Annotated in this window: 19 protein-coding genes; 5 read left to right on the forward strand and 14 right to left on the reverse strand. The window is 60.6% G+C overall.

The window, feature by feature from the left end:
* The first annotated feature begins 2 nt into the window (after window positions 1-2).
* From moaC to lexA, 3 genes are all read left to right on the forward strand, one after another.
* Window positions 3-491, forward strand: a complete 489-nt coding sequence (gene moaC, locus DZG07_RS14425) for a cyclic pyranopterin monophosphate synthase MoaC (RefSeq protein ID WP_119818077.1) — start codon at window positions 3-5, stop codon at window positions 489-491.
* Window positions 492-1,697, forward strand: coding sequence for a gephyrin-like molybdotransferase Glp (gene glp, locus DZG07_RS14430; protein ID WP_091916829.1), 1,206 nt, complete (start codon window positions 492-494; stop codon window positions 1,695-1,697).
* A gap of 173 nt (window positions 1,698-1,870) precedes the next feature.
* The gene (lexA, locus tag DZG07_RS14435; protein ID WP_091916877.1) at window positions 1,871-2,590 is read left to right on the forward strand and encodes a transcriptional repressor LexA; all 720 of its coding nucleotides are present in this window, start codon (window positions 1,871-1,873) and stop codon (window positions 2,588-2,590) included.
* Window positions 2,591-2,610: 20 nt separating this feature from the next.
* Here the strand turns inward: lexA and DZG07_RS14440 are convergent, their stop codons facing one another.
* Both DZG07_RS14440 and DZG07_RS14445 read right to left on the reverse strand, forming a co-directional pair.
* Window positions 2,611-3,219, reverse strand: a complete 609-nt coding sequence (locus tag DZG07_RS14440; protein WP_119818080.1) for a hypothetical protein — start codon at window positions 3,217-3,219, stop codon at window positions 2,611-2,613.
* Complete coding sequence (locus DZG07_RS14445; RefSeq protein WP_162931624.1) at window positions 3,204-3,668, reverse strand: hypothetical protein; 465 nt, start codon at window positions 3,666-3,668, stop codon at window positions 3,204-3,206. Before DZG07_RS14445 ends, DZG07_RS14440 begins: the two co-directional genes overlap by 16 nt.
* Window positions 3,669-3,863: 195 nt before the next feature.
* Between DZG07_RS14445 and gltX the strand changes: the two genes are divergently transcribed.
* On the forward strand, window positions 3,864-5,285 hold the full coding sequence (gene gltX / locus DZG07_RS14450) for a glutamate--tRNA ligase (RefSeq protein ID WP_119818086.1): 1,422 nt from the start codon (window positions 3,864-3,866) through the stop codon (window positions 5,283-5,285).
* A gap of 180 nt (window positions 5,286-5,465) precedes the next feature.
* Complete coding sequence (gltA, locus tag DZG07_RS14455) at window positions 5,466-6,755, forward strand: citrate synthase (RefSeq protein ID WP_091916823.1); 1,290 nt, start codon at window positions 5,466-5,468, stop codon at window positions 6,753-6,755.
* 45 nt (window positions 6,756-6,800) lie between these two features.
* On the opposite strand, the gene lpxB is transcribed toward gltA, so the two are convergent.
* From lpxB to tsf, 12 genes are all read right to left on the reverse strand, one after another.
* Window positions 6,801-7,976, reverse strand: a complete 1,176-nt coding sequence (gene lpxB, locus DZG07_RS14460) for a lipid-A-disaccharide synthase (RefSeq protein WP_119818088.1) — start codon at window positions 7,974-7,976, stop codon at window positions 6,801-6,803.
* On the reverse strand, window positions 7,973-8,872 hold the full coding sequence (lpxI, locus tag DZG07_RS14465) for a UDP-2,3-diacylglucosamine diphosphatase LpxI (protein ID WP_119818091.1): 900 nt from the start codon (window positions 8,870-8,872) through the stop codon (window positions 7,973-7,975). Before lpxI ends, lpxB begins: the two co-directional genes overlap by 4 nt.
* Window positions 8,850-9,680, reverse strand: coding sequence for an acyl-ACP--UDP-N-acetylglucosamine O-acyltransferase (lpxA, locus tag DZG07_RS14470; RefSeq protein ID WP_119818094.1), 831 nt, complete (start codon window positions 9,678-9,680; stop codon window positions 8,850-8,852). Before lpxA ends, lpxI begins: the two co-directional genes overlap by 23 nt.
* Before the next feature lie 13 nt (window positions 9,681-9,693).
* A complete protein-coding gene (gene fabZ / locus DZG07_RS14475) occupies window positions 9,694-10,161 on the reverse strand; it encodes a 3-hydroxyacyl-ACP dehydratase FabZ (protein ID WP_091916815.1) in 468 nt (155 codons plus the stop codon).
* 7 nt (window positions 10,162-10,168) lie between these two features.
* Window positions 10,169-11,212, reverse strand: coding sequence for a UDP-3-O-(3-hydroxymyristoyl)glucosamine N-acyltransferase (lpxD, locus tag DZG07_RS14480; RefSeq protein WP_091916813.1), 1,044 nt, complete (start codon window positions 11,210-11,212; stop codon window positions 10,169-10,171).
* A gap of 50 nt (window positions 11,213-11,262) precedes the next feature.
* On the reverse strand, window positions 11,263-13,638 hold the full coding sequence (bamA, locus tag DZG07_RS14485; RefSeq protein WP_119818097.1) for an outer membrane protein assembly factor BamA: 2,376 nt from the start codon (window positions 13,636-13,638) through the stop codon (window positions 11,263-11,265).
* 219 nt (window positions 13,639-13,857) lie between these two features.
* Window positions 13,858-14,997: an RIP metalloprotease RseP gene (gene rseP / locus DZG07_RS14490; RefSeq protein ID WP_091916809.1), complete on the reverse strand. Its 1,140-nt coding sequence runs from the start codon at window positions 14,995-14,997 to the stop codon at window positions 13,858-13,860.
* 119 nt (window positions 14,998-15,116) lie between these two features.
* Window positions 15,117-15,929 carry a phosphatidate cytidylyltransferase gene (locus DZG07_RS14495; protein ID WP_119818100.1) on the reverse strand — a complete coding sequence of 271 codons (813 nt, stop codon included), beginning with the start codon at window positions 15,927-15,929 and terminating at the stop codon, window positions 15,117-15,119.
* 11 nt (window positions 15,930-15,940) lie between these two features.
* A complete protein-coding gene (locus DZG07_RS14500; RefSeq protein ID WP_280141848.1) occupies window positions 15,941-16,702 on the reverse strand; it encodes an isoprenyl transferase in 762 nt (253 codons plus the stop codon).
* Window positions 16,699-17,259, reverse strand: a complete 561-nt coding sequence (frr, locus tag DZG07_RS14505; protein WP_091916801.1) for a ribosome recycling factor — start codon at window positions 17,257-17,259, stop codon at window positions 16,699-16,701. The genes DZG07_RS14500 and frr overlap by 4 nt, the downstream gene beginning before the upstream one ends.
* Window positions 17,260-17,305: 46 nt before the next feature.
* Window positions 17,306-18,028 (reverse strand): UMP kinase, encoded by a 723-nt coding sequence (pyrH, locus tag DZG07_RS14510; protein WP_091916799.1) that lies wholly within the window; start codon window positions 18,026-18,028, stop codon window positions 17,306-17,308.
* A 146-nt stretch (window positions 18,029-18,174) separates the two neighbouring features.
* The gene (gene tsf, locus DZG07_RS14515) at window positions 18,175-19,098 is read right to left on the reverse strand and encodes a translation elongation factor Ts (protein WP_119821739.1); all 924 of its coding nucleotides are present in this window, start codon (window positions 19,096-19,098) and stop codon (window positions 18,175-18,177) included.
* Window positions 19,099-19,214 lie beyond the last annotated feature (116 nt).

Below are 19,214 nucleotides of genomic sequence, written 5' to 3' on the forward strand. Positions count from 1 at the left end.
CCATGAGCGGCAAACCCGCCCTCACCCATCTCGGCGTCGAAGGCCAGGCGCATATGGTCGATGTCGGCGAAAAAGCTGAAACAGAGCGCACGGCGATCGCCGAGGGCTTCGTCACCATGTTGCCCGAAACGCTGAAACTGATCCGGGATGGCAATGCCAAGAAGGGCGATGTGCTCGGCACCGCCCGCATCGCCGGCATCATGGCGGCCAAGCGGGCACATGAGCTGATCCCGCTCTGCCACCCGCTGCTCCTAACCAAGGTTTCGGTCGACATCGAAGCTGACGATTCCCTGCCCGGCCTGCGCGTGACCGCACTTGCCCGCGTCACCGGCAAGACCGGTGTCGAAATGGAAGCGCTGACGGCGGCTTCCGTCGCCTGCCTGACCATCTACGACATGGCCAAGGCCGTCGATCGCGGCATGGTCATTTCCGGCATCAGGCTGGTCCAGAAGACCGGCGGCAAATCCGGCGACTACCGGGTGGACGCATAGATGGCACTCCTTCCGGTCGCCGAGGCCCTACAGCGACTGCTAGATGGCGCCGGTCCCGGCAACGCGGAATCCGTAGCGTTGGCCGAGGCTGCCGAGCGCGTGCTGGCCGAACCTGTACGAGCGCTGCGCACGCAACCGCCGTTCGACGCATCGGCCATGGATGGATATGCGGTGCGCAGTGCTGACGTCGCCAATGTCCCGGCAACGCTGCACGTTATCGGCGAAGCTCCGGCTGGGCGGCGCTTTGCCGGCAAAGTAGAGCCGGGTCAGGCCGTCCGCATCTTCACGGGAGCGCCGATGCCGGATGGTGTCGATACCATCGTCATTCAGGAGAACACCCGAAAGCTCGATGGCAGAACCGTAGAGGTCACCGAAACGGTGGATGCCGGTCGCCACATAAGGCGCCGGGGCCTCGATTTTTCCACAGGCGACCTGCTGCTGGACAAAGGCAGGGTCCTGGACGCGGGTGCGCTTTCGCTTGCAGCCTCGGCCAACCACCCTCGCCTTCCCGTCGTGAAAAAGCCGCTGCTGGCGATCATCGCCACCGGCGACGAGCTTTTGCCGCCGGGCAGCGAACCAGGCCCCGACCAGATCATCGCCTCGAACAGCTTCGGCGTGGCAGCGATCGCCGAATCGGTTGGCGCAAGGGTGCTCGACCTCGGCATCGCGCCCGATCGCAAGGAGGCCATCGCGGCGCTGATCAAGCGAGCCATGGAGGCCGGCGCAGACGTGATCGTGACTCTGGGCGGCGCATCCGTCGGCGATCACGACTTCATCCACGACGTTTTGACCAGCGAAGGCGTAAAGCTCGATTTCTGGAAGATCGCTATGCGGCCCGGCAAGCCGCTGATGTTCGGCCGACTCGGGCACACCCGCTGCATCGGCTTGCCCGGAAATCCGGTGGCGAGTCTTGTCTGCTCGCATCTGTTCCTGAAGCCGCTGCTGTCGCGACTTGGCGGGCGGCACCATGTGTCTGATATCCATGAGGCTTTCCTCGGCGCAGCAATGCAGGCCAACGATCTGCGCCAGGATTATGTGCGCGCCGTTCTTCGAGACGACGATGCCGGGCTCGTAGCGACGCCGTTCGAGATCCAGGATTCCTCAATGCTGAGGACATTCACCGAGGCCAATGCGTTGATCATCCGCGAACCTTTTGCGCCGGCGGCCGAGGCTGGTGCGCCATGCACCGTCCTGAGGATTCGCTAGGTCAGGCCTATCGATCGGCACATATCCGATCGACTGGTTCCAATATCGGCGCGTTCGCGTATTGTTTCCAGTACCTTAAGATATTCATTAAAATTTAAACGGTTGCAGAACACAAATGGAACAGATAGTGTTTGTTCTGGTTTTGTTTTTGGTTTGATTCTTCGGGGGTGGCCATGCTGACGCGCAAGCAACACGAGCTTCTAATGTTCATCCACGAGAGGATGAAAGAAGCGGGAATCCCGCCTTCCTTCGATGAAATGAAGGAAGCGCTCGATCTGGCATCGAAATCCGGCATCCACAGGTTGATCACTGCTCTTGAAGAGCGCGGGTTCATTCGCCGGCTACCGAATCGCGCTCGCGCACTCGAAGTTCTCCGCCTGCCCGACTCCATGGCCCCCGGGCTGGCACCGCAGCGCGCGAAATTCTCGCCGAGCGTCATCGAGGGCAGCCTAGGTCGACGCCCCCCGGAACCTGCGCGCGGCCCTGTAGCCGGGAATGATGATGTCGGCTCCGCCGTTTCGATCCCCGTAATGGGCCGGATCGCTGCCGGTGTGCCGATCGAAGCCATCCAGCACAAGACGCATTCAATCTCCGTGCCGCCGGAGATGATCATGGGCGGCGAGCACTATGCGCTTGAAGTCAAAGGCGATTCGATGATCGAGGCCGGTATTTTTGACGGCGACACGGTGATCATCCGCAATGCCAATACGGCAAACCCCGGCGAAATCGTCGTTGCGCTGGTAGATGAAGAGGAAGCCACGCTCAAGCGCTTCCGCCGCAAGGGCGCTTCCATTGCGCTGGAAGCCGCCAATCCAGCCTATGAAACGCGGATTTTCGGACCTGACCGTGTGAAGGTCCAGGGCAAGCTGGTGGGATTGATCCGGCGTTATTGACGACACGCGGCAGCGCCTGACTATGGTTTGGCGCTTCGCGAATTTGAGTATCTCGACTTTTTTAACTGATTGTTCGCCGGCTTACTTTCTCTCCGCTGATAAGGCGGCAGTCCTCTCGCCTCTCGAGAAAATGCTCGTTGTGTATGCCAGGGGCGGTATGGTTGTGTCAGCGCGAAACGAATTTCGGCACGACGATCCGAAATGTCGCCATAGAGATAGACGGCGGCGCTGCCGAACTTGGCCAGTTCGCGCTTGGTGACAACCAGCGGGACGGCGTCTTCGCAGACATCCTCGGCAGTCGCGTCGTCGATCACGATGAGGCTGGCATAGTCGCACGCGCGTCGCGCGGAACGCCAATCGGCAGCGTGAGCGATGATTGCGCCCGATCTGTGCGTCGCCAGACACAGACCGTTATGGCAATCGAAACCAGCAGCGAGCGAGTTCACCGGCTTTTCGCGAGATTGTCCCGACGAAACGGCCGTATCGCTTGATGCAAGGTCGGCCGCTTCAATTTCCGCGGAATCATCGAAGGACGCGTCGGTTGGTGAATTACGGCGCCCAGCCCGGCTCGACCTTTTCTTGCCGGCATCATTGATCGTATCGACCGGCTTGATCAGATATTCCGACAACAGCGCCCGCTTCCAGTTTTCGATGGTGAATTCGTTCGGCCGACGACGCAGATCAACACCCCCACCGCCGCAAAACGGAACAACTGTTGATGCGAAGGCAGCAGCAAAAGCAAAGCTGACAGGACGGCGCTGCCACCAAACATCGGCAGGAAATCCGGCTCAGCCTCGAGCCCGTAATAGATGATGGCACCGAGCGCCAGAAACACCGGAACGAGAAGAAACGGCGTGCCGCGCTCAAGTTCCAGGACGATTGCCGACGCGAAGGAGCGCGTGGCGCGTGCGCGCGACGGGACAACCTGAAGCTTCTTGCGCCAGGCTGCCGGCAGAAGCGGCGGTCGAGATTTCCAAGGTGCCAGCGGTGTCGGAGCCGGTTCGGCTGATGGTAATCGCGAGGGAGGCGAAACAAGCGGCGCGTCGAGCGGATAGGCAAATTGCGCCCGCTCGCTCACCTCGCCTGTGGATGTCTCGCGCGCCATCCAGGTTTCCCCAATTCGGGGCCTGGCCGGCGCGCGCGCACCTCGCGCCGTTCTCGGCTTGCCCCTGCCCCTTGCACCCCTGACCAGCCATGCTACATGAACGCTACCAAATTGCCATGCGTGCCATCTTCGGCTCTCGCCGGCCCGTCCCTGCCTTCTGGAAATCCTATGTCCGACACAGTCATTACCCGCTTCGCCCCCTCGCCCACCGGCTATTTGCATATCGGCGGCGCCCGCACGGCCCTGTTCAACTGGCTCTATGCGCGCCACACCGGCGGCACGATGCTGCTGCGCATCGAAGATACCGACCGCGAGCGTTCCACGGATGCGGCGACCGCAGCTATCCTGGACGGCCTTGCCTGGCTCGGTCTGCACTGGGAAGGCGAGCCGGTATCGCAGTTCGAGCGCGCGCCGCGCCACCGCGAGGTAGCGGAGGAACTGGTGCGCGCCGGCAAAGCCTATTATTGCTACGCCTCGCCCGAGGAGCTTACGGAAATGCGCGAAAAGGCCCGCGCCGAGGGCCGCCCGCCGCGCTACGACGGCCGCTGGCGCGACCGCGATCCTTCCGAGGCACCGGCCGGGGTGAAGGGTGCGATCCGCATCAAGGCGCCTGCCGAAGGCGAGACGATCGTGCGCGACCGCGTGCAGGGCGATGTTCGCTTTCCCAACAAGGATCTCGACGATTTCATCATCCTCCGCTCGGACGGCAACCCTACCTACATGCACGCAGTCGTGGTCGACGACCACGATATGGGCGTCACCCATATCATCCGCGGCGACGACCACCTGACCAACGCTGCGCGCCAGACGGTCATCTACAACGCCATGGGCTGGGATGTGCCTGTCATGGCGCATATCCCGCTGATCCACGGCGCGGACGGCGCCAAGCTTTCGAAACGCCACGGCGCGCTCGGCGTCGAGGCTTACCGCGCCATGGGCTACCTGCCGGCGGCGTTGCGCAACTATCTCGTCCGCCTCGGCTGGAGCCATGGCGACGATGAGGTGATGTCGCTCGACGACATGATCCGGTGGTTCGACATCGATGACGTCAACAAGGGTGCGGCGCGCTTCGACTTCCAGAAACTGGAGGCGCTGAACGGCCTCCATATGCGCAAGATGGACGACGCAGATCTGCTCGACATCTTCATTGCGACGCTGCCTTACCTTGAGAATGGCGCGGCGATTTCCGAGGGGCTGAACGAAGACCGCAAGAAGCAGCTTCTGGCAGCACTGCCCGGCCTGAAAGAGCGCGCCAAGACATTGGTCGAGCTCGCTGACGGTGCGGCATTCCTGTTTGCCGCGCGCCCGCTTGCGATGGACGAGAAAGCTGCCGTTCTGCTCGGCGAAAAACCGCGCACGACCTTGCGTGGCGCGCTGGACGCTCTCAAAAATGTGAATGACTGGAATGCGGCCACGACAGAGGCTGCGATCCGCGAATTTGCCGTCGCCAACGAGCTGAAACTCGGCGCTGCAGCGCAGCCTTTGCGAGCCGCCTTGACCGGAAAAAGCACCTCTCCCGGCGTGTTTGACGTGCTTGCCGTGCTGGGTCGCGAAGAAAGCCTGGCACGCATTTCGGATCAAATCGATTAAGGCGTTCTGGCCTCATCGACGGGCATTGAAACCCGTCTGCTGCGGTGCAACATTAGCATCACTGCCTAACTTGGCACGCCTTGAGAAATGCGATAGCAAAAGCGCGCATTTCGATATGCCTTACATATTGCGTTGCAAGAAACCGCGTTTGACGCGGGATGGAAACGAAGGGAGTTTGCAATGACCGAATCGACAGCGAAACTGGAATTTGGCGGCAAAACCCACGAGTTCAAGGTGCGAAGTGGCTCCGTCGGACCAGACGTGATCGACATCGGCGCACTCTACAAGGATACCGGCGCTTTTACCTACGACCCCGGCTTTACCTCCACGGCGAGCTGCGAGTCGGAAATCACCTTCATCGATGGCGATGAGGGCATCCTGCTGCATCGCGGCTACCCCATCGACCAGCTGGCCGAGCACGGCGACTTCCTTGAGGCCTGCTATCTGCTGCTTTACGGCGAATTGCCGACCAAGGCGCAGAAGGACGACTTCGATTACCGCGTCACGCGCCACACCATGGTGCATGAGCAGATGTCACGCTTCTTCACCGGCTTCCGCCGCGACGCGCACCCGATGGCGGTAATGTGCGGTGTGGTCGGGGCACTGTCGGCCTTCTATCACGACTCGACCGACATTTCGGACCCGCACCAGCGCATGGTCGCTTCCATCCGCCTGATCGCCAAGATGCCGACCATTGCGGCCATGGCCTACAAATACCACATCGGCCAGCCCTTCATTTACCCGAAGAACGAGCTGAATTTCGCGGCCAACTTCCTGCATATGTGCTTCGCCGTGCCGTGCGAGGAATACAAGGTCAATCCGGTGTTGGCGCGCGCCATGGAGCGCATCTTTATCCTGCACGCCGACCACGAGCAGAACGCCTCGACCTCGACCGTTCGTCTGGCCGGCTCGTCGGGCGCCAATCCCTTTGCGTGCATCGCTGCCGGCATTGCCTGCCTGTGGGGTCCTGCACATGGCGGCGCCAATGAAGCTGCGCTCAACATGCTGGCCGAGATCGGCCATGTCGATCGCATCCCCGAATTCATCGCTCGCGCCAAGGACAAGAACGATCCGTTCCGCCTGATGGGCTTTGGCCATCGCGTCTACAAGAACTACGATCCGCGCGCCAAGATCATGCAGAAGACGACGCACGAGGTTCTGGGCGAGCTCGGCATCAAGGACGATCCGATGCTCGACGTGGCGATGGAGCTGGAAAAGATTGCCCTGACCGACAGCTATTTCATCGAGAAGAAGCTCTATCCGAACATCGACTTTTATTCCGGCATTACGCTGAAGGCGCTCGGCTTCCCCACCACCATGTTCACGGTGCTGTTCGCTGTTGCACGCACGGTCGGCTGGATCGCCCAGTGGAAGGAAATGATCGAGGATCCGCACCAGAAGATCGGCCGCCCGCGCCAGCTCTATACCGGCTCGCCGGAGCGCGACTACGTGCCGATCGCCAAGCGCTGATCGTTCAGATATTCCGCATTAAAAAAGCGCCCTACCGGGCGCTTTTTATTTCGCTTTTTTTCTGGCGATCTCAGCAAGAACTACATCTGCGGCAATGTCGCCGGACGGTCGTTCGGTCGCCATGCGCTTTGCCACTTCGGCAAAACCATCCTTCTGCCAGGTCCGGAATGCGGTATCCGAAAACAGCGCCTCGATATGCCGGGCGAGGTTTTGCGGCCGAACATACTTGTCGTAGAATTCCGGCACGATGGGTCGATCGGCAATAAGATTGGGCAGAAGGGCAGACCAAACCGTGACCATGCTTAAAATCAAACGCGCGATGGCGTCGAGCTTGTAGCTCGACACCATTGGCACGCCGGAGAGCGCAAGTTCCAGTGAAACTGTTCCGGATGCTATCAAGGCAGCGTCGGCTTCAGCAAATGCCCGCCATTTTCCGGCCGGATCGAGAATGATTTCGGGCTGCTGTTCCCAGCCGGCGACCGCAGCTTTCACCATATCCGCAGCATGCGGAACCGTCGGCAGCAGGATGCGCAATTTATGGCCACGCGCACGCAATGCAGAGACGGTCTGGCCGAAAGGCTCGATGAGCCCCTTCACCTCACCCCTTCGTGAACCGGGCAGAAGCAGCAGTGTCTTTTCGCGACCGTCCGAAAGATCGCGCGGATGCGCCTGCGCGCTGGCGGTTGCCTGAACGTTGGGGTCCTGCGTCAGCCGATGCCCGACATAGGTGCCGGGCGGGCCACCGAGGCGTTCAAGTTCGGCAGTTTCGAACGGCAGGATGCACAGCACATGATCGACATGCGGCCGCATGGCGCGTGCCCTGCCCGGCCGCCACGCCCACACGCTCGGGCAGACGTAATGGACAATCGGGATGGCCGGATCGGCAGCACGGACCTTTTTGGTAACGCGCAAGGCAAAGTCCGGGCTGTCGATCGTGATCAGGCAATCCGGCTTTTCGGCAACGATCATCTGCGCTGTCTGGCCGATGCGCTTATACAAGCGCGGCAAATCGCGAAGGATCGCCGTAACGCCCATCAATGCGATATCACTGCCGTCGAACAGCGGCGTCAGCCCGAGCGCCTGCAGGTGCCTGCCGCCGATGCCGACCAGCTCGATTTCACGGCCAGTCGCCTTCCGCAAGGCGTGGATGATGTCCGCACCAAGGAGGTCGCCCGACTCTTCACCGGCAACGATCGCTATCTTGAGCGGCGCAGCGGTCATTTGCCTGAACCCTTGGGTAGGCCGACGACGAAGAGGCCGAGCGCGTCTGCCCGCTCGATCATCTTTGCATAATCGAGCACCAGCGAGCCGCCTGCCTCCACACCGATGCCGGCAAGGCCGGCCGCATGCGCGCCTTCGACTGTTCCCGGCCCGATCGTCGGCAGGTCTGCCCGCATCTCCTGGTCCGGCTTGGCGCATTTGACCAGAACGCCGCGCTTCTTGCCGGCTATGCGCCCATGGCCGCGCATACCGGCGACGCGGGCAAGGAGGCCGTCGGTGCCCTCTATGCCTTCCAGAGCGATGACACGGCCACCGATAGCAACAGCCCCCTGCCCAACGTCCAGCGCGCCGATAGTGCGCGCGGCCTCAAGTGCTGCATCCAGATCGCGCCAATCCGCCTTCAATGGAGCCGCGCGCGTCATCGCACCTTCGACCGCCAGCAGGTCAGGCACGATCTCATGCGCACCCACGACCTTCATGCCGTAGGCCTCCAGCCCGCCGACCAATGCCTTCAAAAGCCCATTGTCGCCACGTGCAAGCCCTGCCAGGGCTCTCGGCAGGATCGCAAGGAGTGCGAGGCGCGGTTTGATCTTGCGCCATTCAGGACGGCGCGCGATGCCCCCAGCCAGAACGACATGGGAGACACCGTGGCGCTTCAGTGTCGGCACCAGCACTGCAAAGTCTTCGAGCTGAAGATACTCGTGTTCGCAGGATGTCAGCGCCGGATCCTGGTCCACCTCGCCCTCGATCATGGCCACGAATGGCGCGTGACCTACGGCCGTGAGACGTTCGGCAACATTGATCGGCAGTCTGCCGCTTCCCGCGACGATGCCGACCCTGTCGCCGGGCGCAAGCTTTATCTGGAGTTTTGGCTCAATCCTCGTCGGCGTCGTCATCGACGGCACCCTTCAGCGGCGGAACGGCATAGTGACGCTTGCCGCGCGCGCTGAGAAAATCGACGATTTTCATCGCGGTCGGAGAATCGGCAAACTCGACGCGGGCAATCTCCAGATTTTCACTGAGCGGGCGCGCGCGATCGAAAATCGTCTTGTAGGCCCGCCGAAGCGTCATGATGTCGGCCTTGGACATGCCCGAACGCCTCAGGCCAACGACATTGAGGCCGCGCAGCTTGGCGCGATTGCCCATGGCGATCGCATAGGGAATGACATCGCCAACAAACATTGAGCCGCCGGCAAGAAACGCATTCTGGCCGATTCGGACAAACTGATGCACGGCACTCAAACCGCCGATGCCGACATTGTCGCCGACTTCGCAGTGACCGCCGAGCGTAGCGCCATTCGTCAGCGTGACGTTGTTGCCGACGGTGCAGTCGTGGGCGACGTGCGAATAGGCAAGGAAGGTGCCGTTGTCGCCTACGATGGTCGCGCCGCGCGCATTGTCGGTGCCGACATGCATGGTCACGAACTCGCGGATGGTGCAGTTCTTGCCGATCGTCAGCGTGGTGCGGCCGCCCTTGTGGCTGGTGTTCTGCGGCGGTCCGCCAAGCACGGCCTGGGGCCATACGGTGCAACCCTCGCCTATGGTCGTTGCGCCGATGACCGTTACGTGGCTGACGAGCCTGACGTTTTCACCGATGACGACATCGCTCCCGATGTAACAGAGCGGGCCGATATGCGCTCCCGCGCCAATGCGGGCGCCTTCTTCAATGACGGAGGACGGATGAATGAATGTTTCAGTCTGCATGTATTCTCGCTGGTCAGGCCACGGGCGGCGACATCATCGCGGAAATTTCCGCTTCCGCTGCCTTTGCGCCGTCAACCATCGCTTCGCAAGCGAAACGCCAGATATTGCCTCTTTTTTTCAGCTTTTTCACATGGATGTGAAGGCGGTCGCCAGGCACGACGGGCCGCCGGAACTTCGCATTGTCTATGGTCATGAAATAGACGAGCGACGGCTTGTCGGTGTTCTGGCTCTTGATGCAGATTGCGCCCGCCGTTTGCGCCATCGCTTCGATGATCAACACGCCGGGCATGACCGGCTGCTCGGGGAAATGTCCCTGAAAGTGCGGTTCGTTGATGGTGACGTTCTTGATTCCGATCGCCGAATTGTCCTCATCGATCTCGATGATCCTGTCGACCAACAGGAATGGGTAGCGATGAGGCAGAAGCTTCATCAATCCCAGAATGTCCACGGCTTCGAGCGTGGTCGGGGCGTTGTCAGCCATTATGGTCTCACCCCTTCTTGGGCTTTGAGGACAATTTTCGAATTGCGGCAACGTCGCGCATGAATTCCATCATTGGCCGCGCCGGTAGACCGGCCCAGACTTCACCGGCCGGCACGTCATTCATGAAGCCGCTGGCAGCTGCAAGACGTGCGCCGCTGCCGATAGTGAGATGATCGGCCAGGCCAACACGCCCGCCCATCATCACGAAGTCGCCGATGGTGACGGAACCTGAAATGCCGCAATGTCCGGCAATGACGCAGCCACGCCCAATGCGAACATTGTGTGCGATCTGGACGAGATTATCGATCTTGGTACCTTCGCCGATGACGGTGTCAGACATAGCGCCGCGGTCCACGGTGGTGTTGGCGCCGATCTCGACGTTGTCCTGGATGATGACGCGGCCGATTTGCGGAATGCGCTCCGGACCATTCGCGCCGCCGACGAAACCGAATCCTTCGCGGCCAACGCTCGCGCCGCTATGAATGACCACGCGATTACCCACGAGCGCGCACTGCACGCTGACATTCGGCCCGATGAAGCAATCCCGGCCGATCTGCACGGACCGCGCAATGACTGCGTTCGGCGCGATGATAGTGCCGCTACCGATGGCGACATCCGCACCGATCACCGCACCCGGTTCGACAATGACGCCGGACTCGAGCCTGGCGCTAGGGTCAATATGAGCGCGGGGTGAAATGCCGGTCTCACCCGTCATGGGCGGCGGCGATGCCGCAGCTGGGAACAGCAGGCGTCCGATCTGAGCGAAGGCTGCCTGCGGCCTTGGCGTAACGAGAACAGCGACGCCAGGAGGCGCCTGGTCGGCTATATCGGGTGTGCAAAGAAGTATGGCGGCGTTGAGCGTTCTCAGGGGGCCGGCGTTCTTCCGCCCCTCGATGAAAACAAGCGCGTCCTTCCCACCCTCGCTCGCCGGAGCGATGGTGGAGATGGACGTTTTGCCATAGCTGGAATCGACAAGCTCCGCGCCCGTCAGGCCGGCTATCTCAAGTGCCGTATAGCGGCGTGACGGCGCGAAGAAAACCGGATCGGACATGTGCACCTTCTCTTCCGGGCACGATGGCCCGGAAGTGTCGGCCCGCTCGATCAGAAGCGGGATGAGATACCGAAGCTGAAGTTCTGGACGTCGTCGTTGTCTTGCTTGACGACTGGAACAGCGTAGTTGACGCGAAGCGGTCCGAACGGCGAAGCCCAGATAAGACCGGCACCGACCGAAGCGCGCCACTCCATGCTCTTGCCGGCAACGGTAACATCCGCAGCATCGATCTTGCTGCCGTAGAGCGTCGCCGCATCGGCAAAGACTGCGCCACGCAGACCGAAGCTTTCAGGGATAACTGGTACCGGGAACTGCGCTTCCAGAGAGGCGTTGAAATAGGTGGTGCCGCCGAGATGATCGCCTGTAGCGGCATCATACGGGCCGAAACCATCATATTCAAAGCCGCGAATCATGCGCTCGCTGCCCTTGAAGTGATCGAATATGCGCAGGCCATCGTCTCCGTAGCCTGCAATATGGCCACCGCCGACGCTGGCCAAGCCAACGATATCCATTTCTTCCGAAAGGGTCTGATAGTAGGAACCACGCCCCGTCAGCTTGACGAACTTGGCATCACCGCCGAGACCGGCAACTTCCGTCGTGAAGGTCGCATAGAGACCCGCATGCGGGTTCTTCATATCATCAATGGTGTTGTAGAGAATTGTTCCGGAAACCGACGACTTGTTCCAAGGACTTTCGGCAATGCCTTCTTGAATCGCGTTGGATATATCATCGCAGTTGTTCTTGGTCGGATCGTATTCGCCATCCGTCAAGCAACGATCACGGTATTTATATTTTTCCTGCGTGAAGTTGTAGGCAAGCTGCGTCGACAGAGCTTCTGTGATTGGCAGGCCGAAACGAATGGTCGCGCCGTTCGCCTCGCTCTCATACTTGTCGTAGGTTCGCGTCTGCCGGAAGATGTCGAAACCGGCGGCGATGCGACGGCCGAGAAAGTATGGCTCGGTGAACGAGACCATGAAGTCACGCGACTTGCTGCCGCCACCGGCAGACACCTTGATGTACTGACCGCGGCCGAGGAAGTTCCGCTCGGTAATGGAGCCTTCAACCGACGGGCCAGGCGTTTCGCCGCCCGACGTATAGCCTGCGCCGATCGAGAACTCGCCGGTCGACTTTTCAACAACATCGACGACGAGAACGACCTGATCGGGCTCAGCTCCCGGTGCCGTCGAAATTTCGACTGTTTCAAAGTAGTTGAGTGCTTCCAGCCGCTTCTTCGCGCGCTGGATGAGAACCTGGTTGAAGGCATCGCCTTCGCTGACGTCGAATTCGCGACGGATGACATAGTCGCGGGTGCGTGCGTTGCCGCGGATTTCGATGCGCTCGACATAGGTCTTCGCACCCTGATCAACGGTGTAGACAACCGAGATCGTGTGGTTTTCGAAGTTGCGGTCGCCGCGCGGCGTAACCTGAGCAAAGGCATAACCCTTGCCAGCCACGTCTTCAGTCACGGCGATGATGGAATCTTCGACATTCTTGGCGCTGTAGACGGCGCCCGGCCTGGTCTTGAGCTGCGACTGGAGTTCAGTCGTATCGACTTCCGGGATCGAGCTTTCGACCGAAACGTCGCCGAACGTGTACTTCTCGCCTTCCTCAACCGTGATGTTGACGGTGTAGGTATTCGAGGCCTCGTCCAATTCGCCAGAGGCCGACACAACGCGGAAATCTGCATAACCGCGGTTGTAATAGAAGCGGCGGAGCGCTTCCTCGTCGGCACGGAGACGCTGCTCGTCATAGACGTCGTCGCGCATCAGGAAGGACAGGATGGTCGACTTCTTGGTCGAGATAACATCGGCAAGGCGGCGATTGCTGAAGGCGTTGTTGCCGACAAAGTTGATCGCAGCGATTTTGGTACGATCGCCTTCCTTGATATCGAAGACGACGTTGACGCGATTCTCGCCAAGATCCATGACCTGCGTGTTGACCACAACGTCGTTGCGGCCGATGCGGCGGTAGGATTCGCGAATCGCCTCGGCGTCCGCTTCCATGGTCTGGCTCGAGAACGTTCCGCGCGGCTTCAACTGAACCGTGCCGGAAAGCTGCGCGTCCTTGATCTTCTTGTTGCCCTGGAACAGGACCTGATTGACGACCTGCAGCTCGCTGACCTGCACCACCAGAGTGGAGCCGGCCTGATTGATGCGGACATCAGAGAAAAGGCCAGTTGCGAAAAGGCGTTTCACCGCCTCGTCGATATCGGCATTGGAAAATGCCTTGCCGGGACGGATCTGCACATAGTCGCGGATCGTCTGGGCTTCGACGCGTTGATTGCCCCGCACGTCGATGCTGCTGATGACAGCCGCCGAAGCGACAGACACGGTGGCGAACTGCGCAACCACAGCCGCCGGCACTGCCAGCGACGCGGACAAAGCCACCGCAGACGCGGCGTTTAGAAAACTCGATGCTGCCTTCATAGGGCTATATAACCTTTTTCTCGAAGTCCCCACGGCGAGAAAACCGGACGTGCGGCTAATTTCCCATACCGTATTAACCGGATTTTCCCTACACGCAAGGCTTCTGGTTAATTTGCGTTTACTTAGCCATTCAGCGTGACATTCGCGTCACTCATATCGCCATTGATGGTAAACGCCGTCTCAATACCGCCCCTCATCGAGGCAAATTTCTTCATGATTTCAGCATCCAAAGAGATCGTTCCAGAACACGAACCCCATAAAGCCCAGAACCAGCAGCATGCCGAGGCGATAGAAGGCTTCCGTCACCCGCTCCGACACCGGCCGTCGGATGACGGCCTCAACTCCATAGAAAAGCAGATGCCCGCCGTCCAGTGGCGGAATCGGCAAAAGATTGAGAAAACCGATTCCGACCGACAAAAGCGCCACGAGTTGCACCAGCCATTCGAAACCGAGCTTGGCCGCCTTGCCGGCCATGTCGGCGATTTTCACCGGTCCGCCGAGCTGGCACTTGTCCTCACGCCCCACGACGAAGCGCTGAAAGAACTGGCCGGTTCTCGCGATTATGTTGCCGGTCTCATAGACCGCCTCAAGCAAGGCGCCGGGCGGGCTGTAGCTGATGACACGCGGCTGACCCACCTGCTCGTTGTTGACCACACCGATGACGCCGACCTTGACGTTGTTTCCAAGCGCGTCCTTCTGTTCCATGACTTCCGGCGTGGCATTGACGGTGACTTCCTTGCCATCACGCAGCATCACGAACTCGATCGCGTCGCCGGTGCGCCCTGAAACCAGGCGCTGGACATCCGCGAAGGTTTCCACGCGCGTGCCGCCAACCCTGACAAACCGATCGCCCGGCAGGATGCCTGCTCTTGCAGCCGGACTGTCGGGGCGCACTTCAGCGACCATCGGCTCGGCGACGAAGCGGCCATAGACGGAAAACATCACGGTAAAGACGGCAATCGTCAGCAGAAAATTGAACGCCGGCCCGGCGAATACGGTGAGAGCCCGCTTCCAGATCGGCTGGGTGTGAAAGGCTACCTTGCGTTCAGCGTCGGTGAGGTTGGCCGTCTCGGTAGAATCAGGCGCACTGGTGACATTCATGTCACCAACGAATTTGACGTATCCACCGAGCGGTATGGCCGATAACTTCCAGCGCGTGCCGTGGCGATCATTGAAGCCAAAAAGCTCAGGTCCGAAGCCGATGGAAAAGGCCTGTACCCCTATGCCGCACCAGCGCCCGACTAGATAGTGCCCCATCTCGTGGACGAACACGACAACGGTCAAAACGAACAGGAACGGTATGATGGTGCCGACGAGCAGACTGTTCACGCCGAACACCGCAGGAAGTATCTCGCTCAAACCATGCCCCCAATGCCCTCAACAAGATTCGGCGAAGCCCGCGCCGTGAGTGTGTGATGTGAATCCGGGCGAATCCAAGGCATCGTGCCGAGCGAAGATCGCAGCGCGGCTTTTTCGCCTCAGGCCGGAAACAGACCGCTGGCCGGATGATCCGCGCCACCGAGAAGTGCGCCGATGACGTACAGGGCAAAGGCAGCCGCGACAAGCCCGTCGACACGGTCCATCACGCCCCCATGTCCGGGGATGAGGTTGCTTGAGTCCTTTACCCCATGGCGTCGCTTGACCCATGATTCGAACAGGTCGCCTATCTGCGAGGCGACAGAGAGCAAGAACACCACGGGAATGAGCGTCAACAGGTTGCCACCGGCAAGGAAAGCCACCGCAAGCCCTGCGACCATGCCGCAAACTGTTCCACCAATGGCTCCGCTCCAGGTCTTTCCCGGCGAAATGGACGGCGCCAGCTTGGGCCCGCCGATAGCGCGGCCGACGAAGTAGGCGAAGATATCAGTGGCCCACACGGTTGCGAATAGAAACAGGATCGCCATCAGGCCGGATCTGTCTGCGTCGCGCAGGAAAGCGAGCGAAATACCCGACAAGCCTGCATAGGCTAGGCCTGCCGTTGTCCATGTGCCCTGCCCGCGAATAAGCCCCGTCAGGGCTGAGGCAACGACAGCGCACCCCAGGACGGCGAATACTGTGGCAGCCGGAAAACCTGCCACCAGCGCAATCAGCGCCGCAGCCAATAGGATCGCCGAAAGCGCGTGATAGGCAGAGTTGGTGGAGGTGCGGGACATCGCGCACCACTCATAAAAGACTGCGGCTGCGATCGCGGCCGACAATATCCGAAACGGCAAGCCGCCCAGCCACGCCAGGAGCAGCACGACAGCGGCCATGACGATGCCGGAGATCACCCGCAGCTGGAGATTACTCATGTTAACGCCGCTCAAGATGCGACGCCTCGCGCGTCCAGGCCGCCGAATCGACGCTCACGTGCCGCATACTGGCGAAGCGCTTCTGCGAGGTGCTCCCGGGTGAAATCCGGCCAGTAGCAAGGCTCGAAAACGAATTCGCTGTAGGCGGCCTGCCAGAGCAGGAAATTGGAAAGACGCATTTCGCCGCTGGTTCGAATGACGAGGTCCGGATCCGGAATGTCGTTTGTATCCAGAGCTTTGGCGACAGTTTCGGATGTGATTTCGCCGAGTGCGATCTTGCCCGCCAGCGCATCTGCAGCAATCTTTCGGGCAGCGCGGACGATTTCGTCGCGGCCGCCATAGTTGAAGGCGATGACCAGATTGATGGCCCGGTTGTTTTCGGTGAGCGATTCGGCCTCATCAAGCAGAGCTGCAATATCCGGCTGGAGATCGGCGCGTTCGCCAACGATGCGGACGCGCACGCCATTCTGGTGCAACTCGGCAAGATCACGCCGGATGAACAGCTTCAGAAGCCCCATCAGGTCGCTGACTTCCGACTTCGGGCGCGACCAGTTCTCCGAGGAGAAGGCGTAAACCGTCAGCCACGAGATGCCGAGATCGGCAGCGTTGCGCACGGTGCGACGCAACGCCTCGACGCCCGCCTTGTGCCCGGCAAGGCGTGGCAAGCCCCGCGCCTTGGCCCAGCGGCCATTTCCATCCATGATGATCGCGACGTGCGCGGGCGTTGTCATCGGTTCGCTTTCGGGCCGCCGGCTATGCCGAGCGCGCCTCAAACATGCATGATCTCGGCTTCTTTTCCTGACAGCAGGCTGTCGACCATGCTGATCGTATCATCAGTCAGTTTCTGAACCTTGTCGGACTGCACACGCGAGTCATCCTCGCTGATGTCGCCATCCTTCTGGGCTTTCTTGAGATGATCCATGCCATCGCGACGCACATGGCGCACTGCCACGCGGGCATTCTCTGCATAGTTATGCGCGATCTTGACCAGTTCCTTGCGGCGCTGCTCGTTGAGTTCCGGCAGGGGGATACGCAGCGTTGTGCCATCCACGATCGGGTTGAAACCGAGATTGGATTCACGAATGGCGCGGTCGACGGCGCCGACCATCGACTTGTCCCACACCGAAACCGAGATCATGCGTGGCTCCGGCACCGAAACGGTCGCGACCTGCGTGAGGGGCATCGCGGTGCCATAAGCCTGGACCTGGATCGGATCGAGAAGATTGCTCGACGCGCGGCCGGTCCTCAGCGAGGCCAGATCGTGCTTGAAGGCGTTAATCGCGCCGTCCATGCGCCGCTGGATGTCGTTGAAATCTGCCCCGTTGCTCATCTTTTCTTCTCCTTGACCTCTCGATAACAAGGTCAGTCCTTGCAGTTTATACGTCGGCGACGACCGTGCAGCGGCCACCACCCTTGAGAATTTCGCCGAAACCGCCCTGCTCGTGTATCGAGTAGACGATTATCGGGATGTTGTTTTCGCGCGCAAGCGCAATTGCGGCGATATCCATGATCGAAAGCCCGCGTTTGATGACTTCGTCGTGGCTTATGCGATCGAAACGCGTCGCGGTAGGATCCTTCTTGGGATCGGCAGAGTAGACACCGTCGACCTGCGTTCCCTTGAACAGCGCATCGGCACCAATCTCGGCGGCACGCAGGGCGGCAGCCGAATCAGTGGTGAAGAACGGATTGCCGGTGCCGCCGGCGAAAATCACGACCTTGCCTTCGTTCATGTAGGCGGTCGCCTGGCGCTGCGAGAAGCTTTCGCAGAGTTCCGGCATCGCGATTGCAGACAGGACCACAGCCTCGACGCCGAGCTTGACCAGAGAGGTGCGCAGCGCCAGCGAGTTGATGACTGTCGCCAGCATGCCCATATGGTCGCCGGTGACGCGGTCGCCGCCCTTAGAGGCAACGGCGACGCCGCGGAAGATATTGCCACCGCCGATGACCACGGCCACCTCGACGCCAAGCGCCCTCGCCTCGGCAATGTCGGAGGCGATACGGTCGACCACGGACACATCGATACCGAAATGCTGCTCGCCCATCAGCGCCTCGCCCGACGCTTTCAGCAAGACACGTCGATACAAGGGTTTTGCCGTCATATTTTCCTCATCATGTCTGGTGTGGTTACGGCATTCCAAGCGAGACACGAGGTTCACGCTTCCTCCGGAAGGTGGCGATACACGAAGGGCACCGCGTTGTCACGCGATGCCCTGTTCATAACGCTATAGAAGAGTTTGAAGCGGCGTTACTTTTTCACCGCAGCAGCGACTTCGGCTGCGAAGTCGGTCTCTTCCTTCTCGATGCCTTCGCCGAGGGCGAAGCGCAGGAAGCCAGTGACCTTGGCCGGAGCGCCGATTTCCTTCTCGGCAGCCTTGAGGGCAGCCTCGACCGTCAGGTCCGGATTGAGCACGAAAGCCTGCTTCAGAAGAACGACTTCCTCGTAGAACTTGCGCAGGCGGCCTTCCACCATCTTCTCGATGATGTTTTCCGGCTTGCCCGATTCGCGGGCCTGCTCGGTGAAGATCGCCTTTTCGCGAGCAACGGCGGCCGGATCGACCTCTTCGGCGGTCAGCGCGAGCGGGTTGGTCGCGGCAACGTGCATGGCAACCTGCTTGCCGAAGGCGCGTGCAGCGTCCGCATTGCCGGTCGTCTCGACGGCAACGAGCACGCCGAGCTTGCCGAGATTGTCGGCGACGGCATTGTGAACGTAGGTCGCGACAGCGCCCGACGAAACCGACAGCTTGGCCGAACGGCGGAACGACAGGTTTTCACCGATCGTGCCGACAGCGTCCTTGATCGCGTCGACGACGGACTTGTCAGAGCCCGGATAATTGGCAACAGCGACCGCTTCGGTCTCGCCGCCGACTTCGAGCGCGACCGCAGCCACGTTGCGGACGATTTCCTGAAAGCCTTCGGCGCGAGCGACGAAATCGGTCTCGGAATTCACCTCGACGACGACAGCGCTGGTCGCATTGCCGGCAACGCCGATCAAGCCTTCAGCGGCGGTACGGCCGGCCTTCTTGTCGGCCTTGGCAATACCCTTGGCGCGCAGCCAGTCAACGGCAGCTTCCATGTCGCCATTGGTCTCGGCGAGAGCCGCCTTGCAATCCATCATGCCCGCGCCGGTCATGTCGCGGAGCTGTTTAACCTGTGCAGCTGAAATGCTCATTTTTGCCTCTTTGTTCGAAATGCGCGGGCGCACCACCGAACAATCGATGATGCGCCTGACGCCAGCGCGACAATCCACGCCAAATTTCAGAAAAATGAAGGCCGGAACCGGCCTTC

The sequence above is a fragment of the Mesorhizobium sp. DCY119 genome (assembly GCF_003590645.1).
In the GTDB taxonomy this organism is placed as follows: Bacteria; Pseudomonadota; Alphaproteobacteria; order Rhizobiales; family Rhizobiaceae; genus Mesorhizobium_M.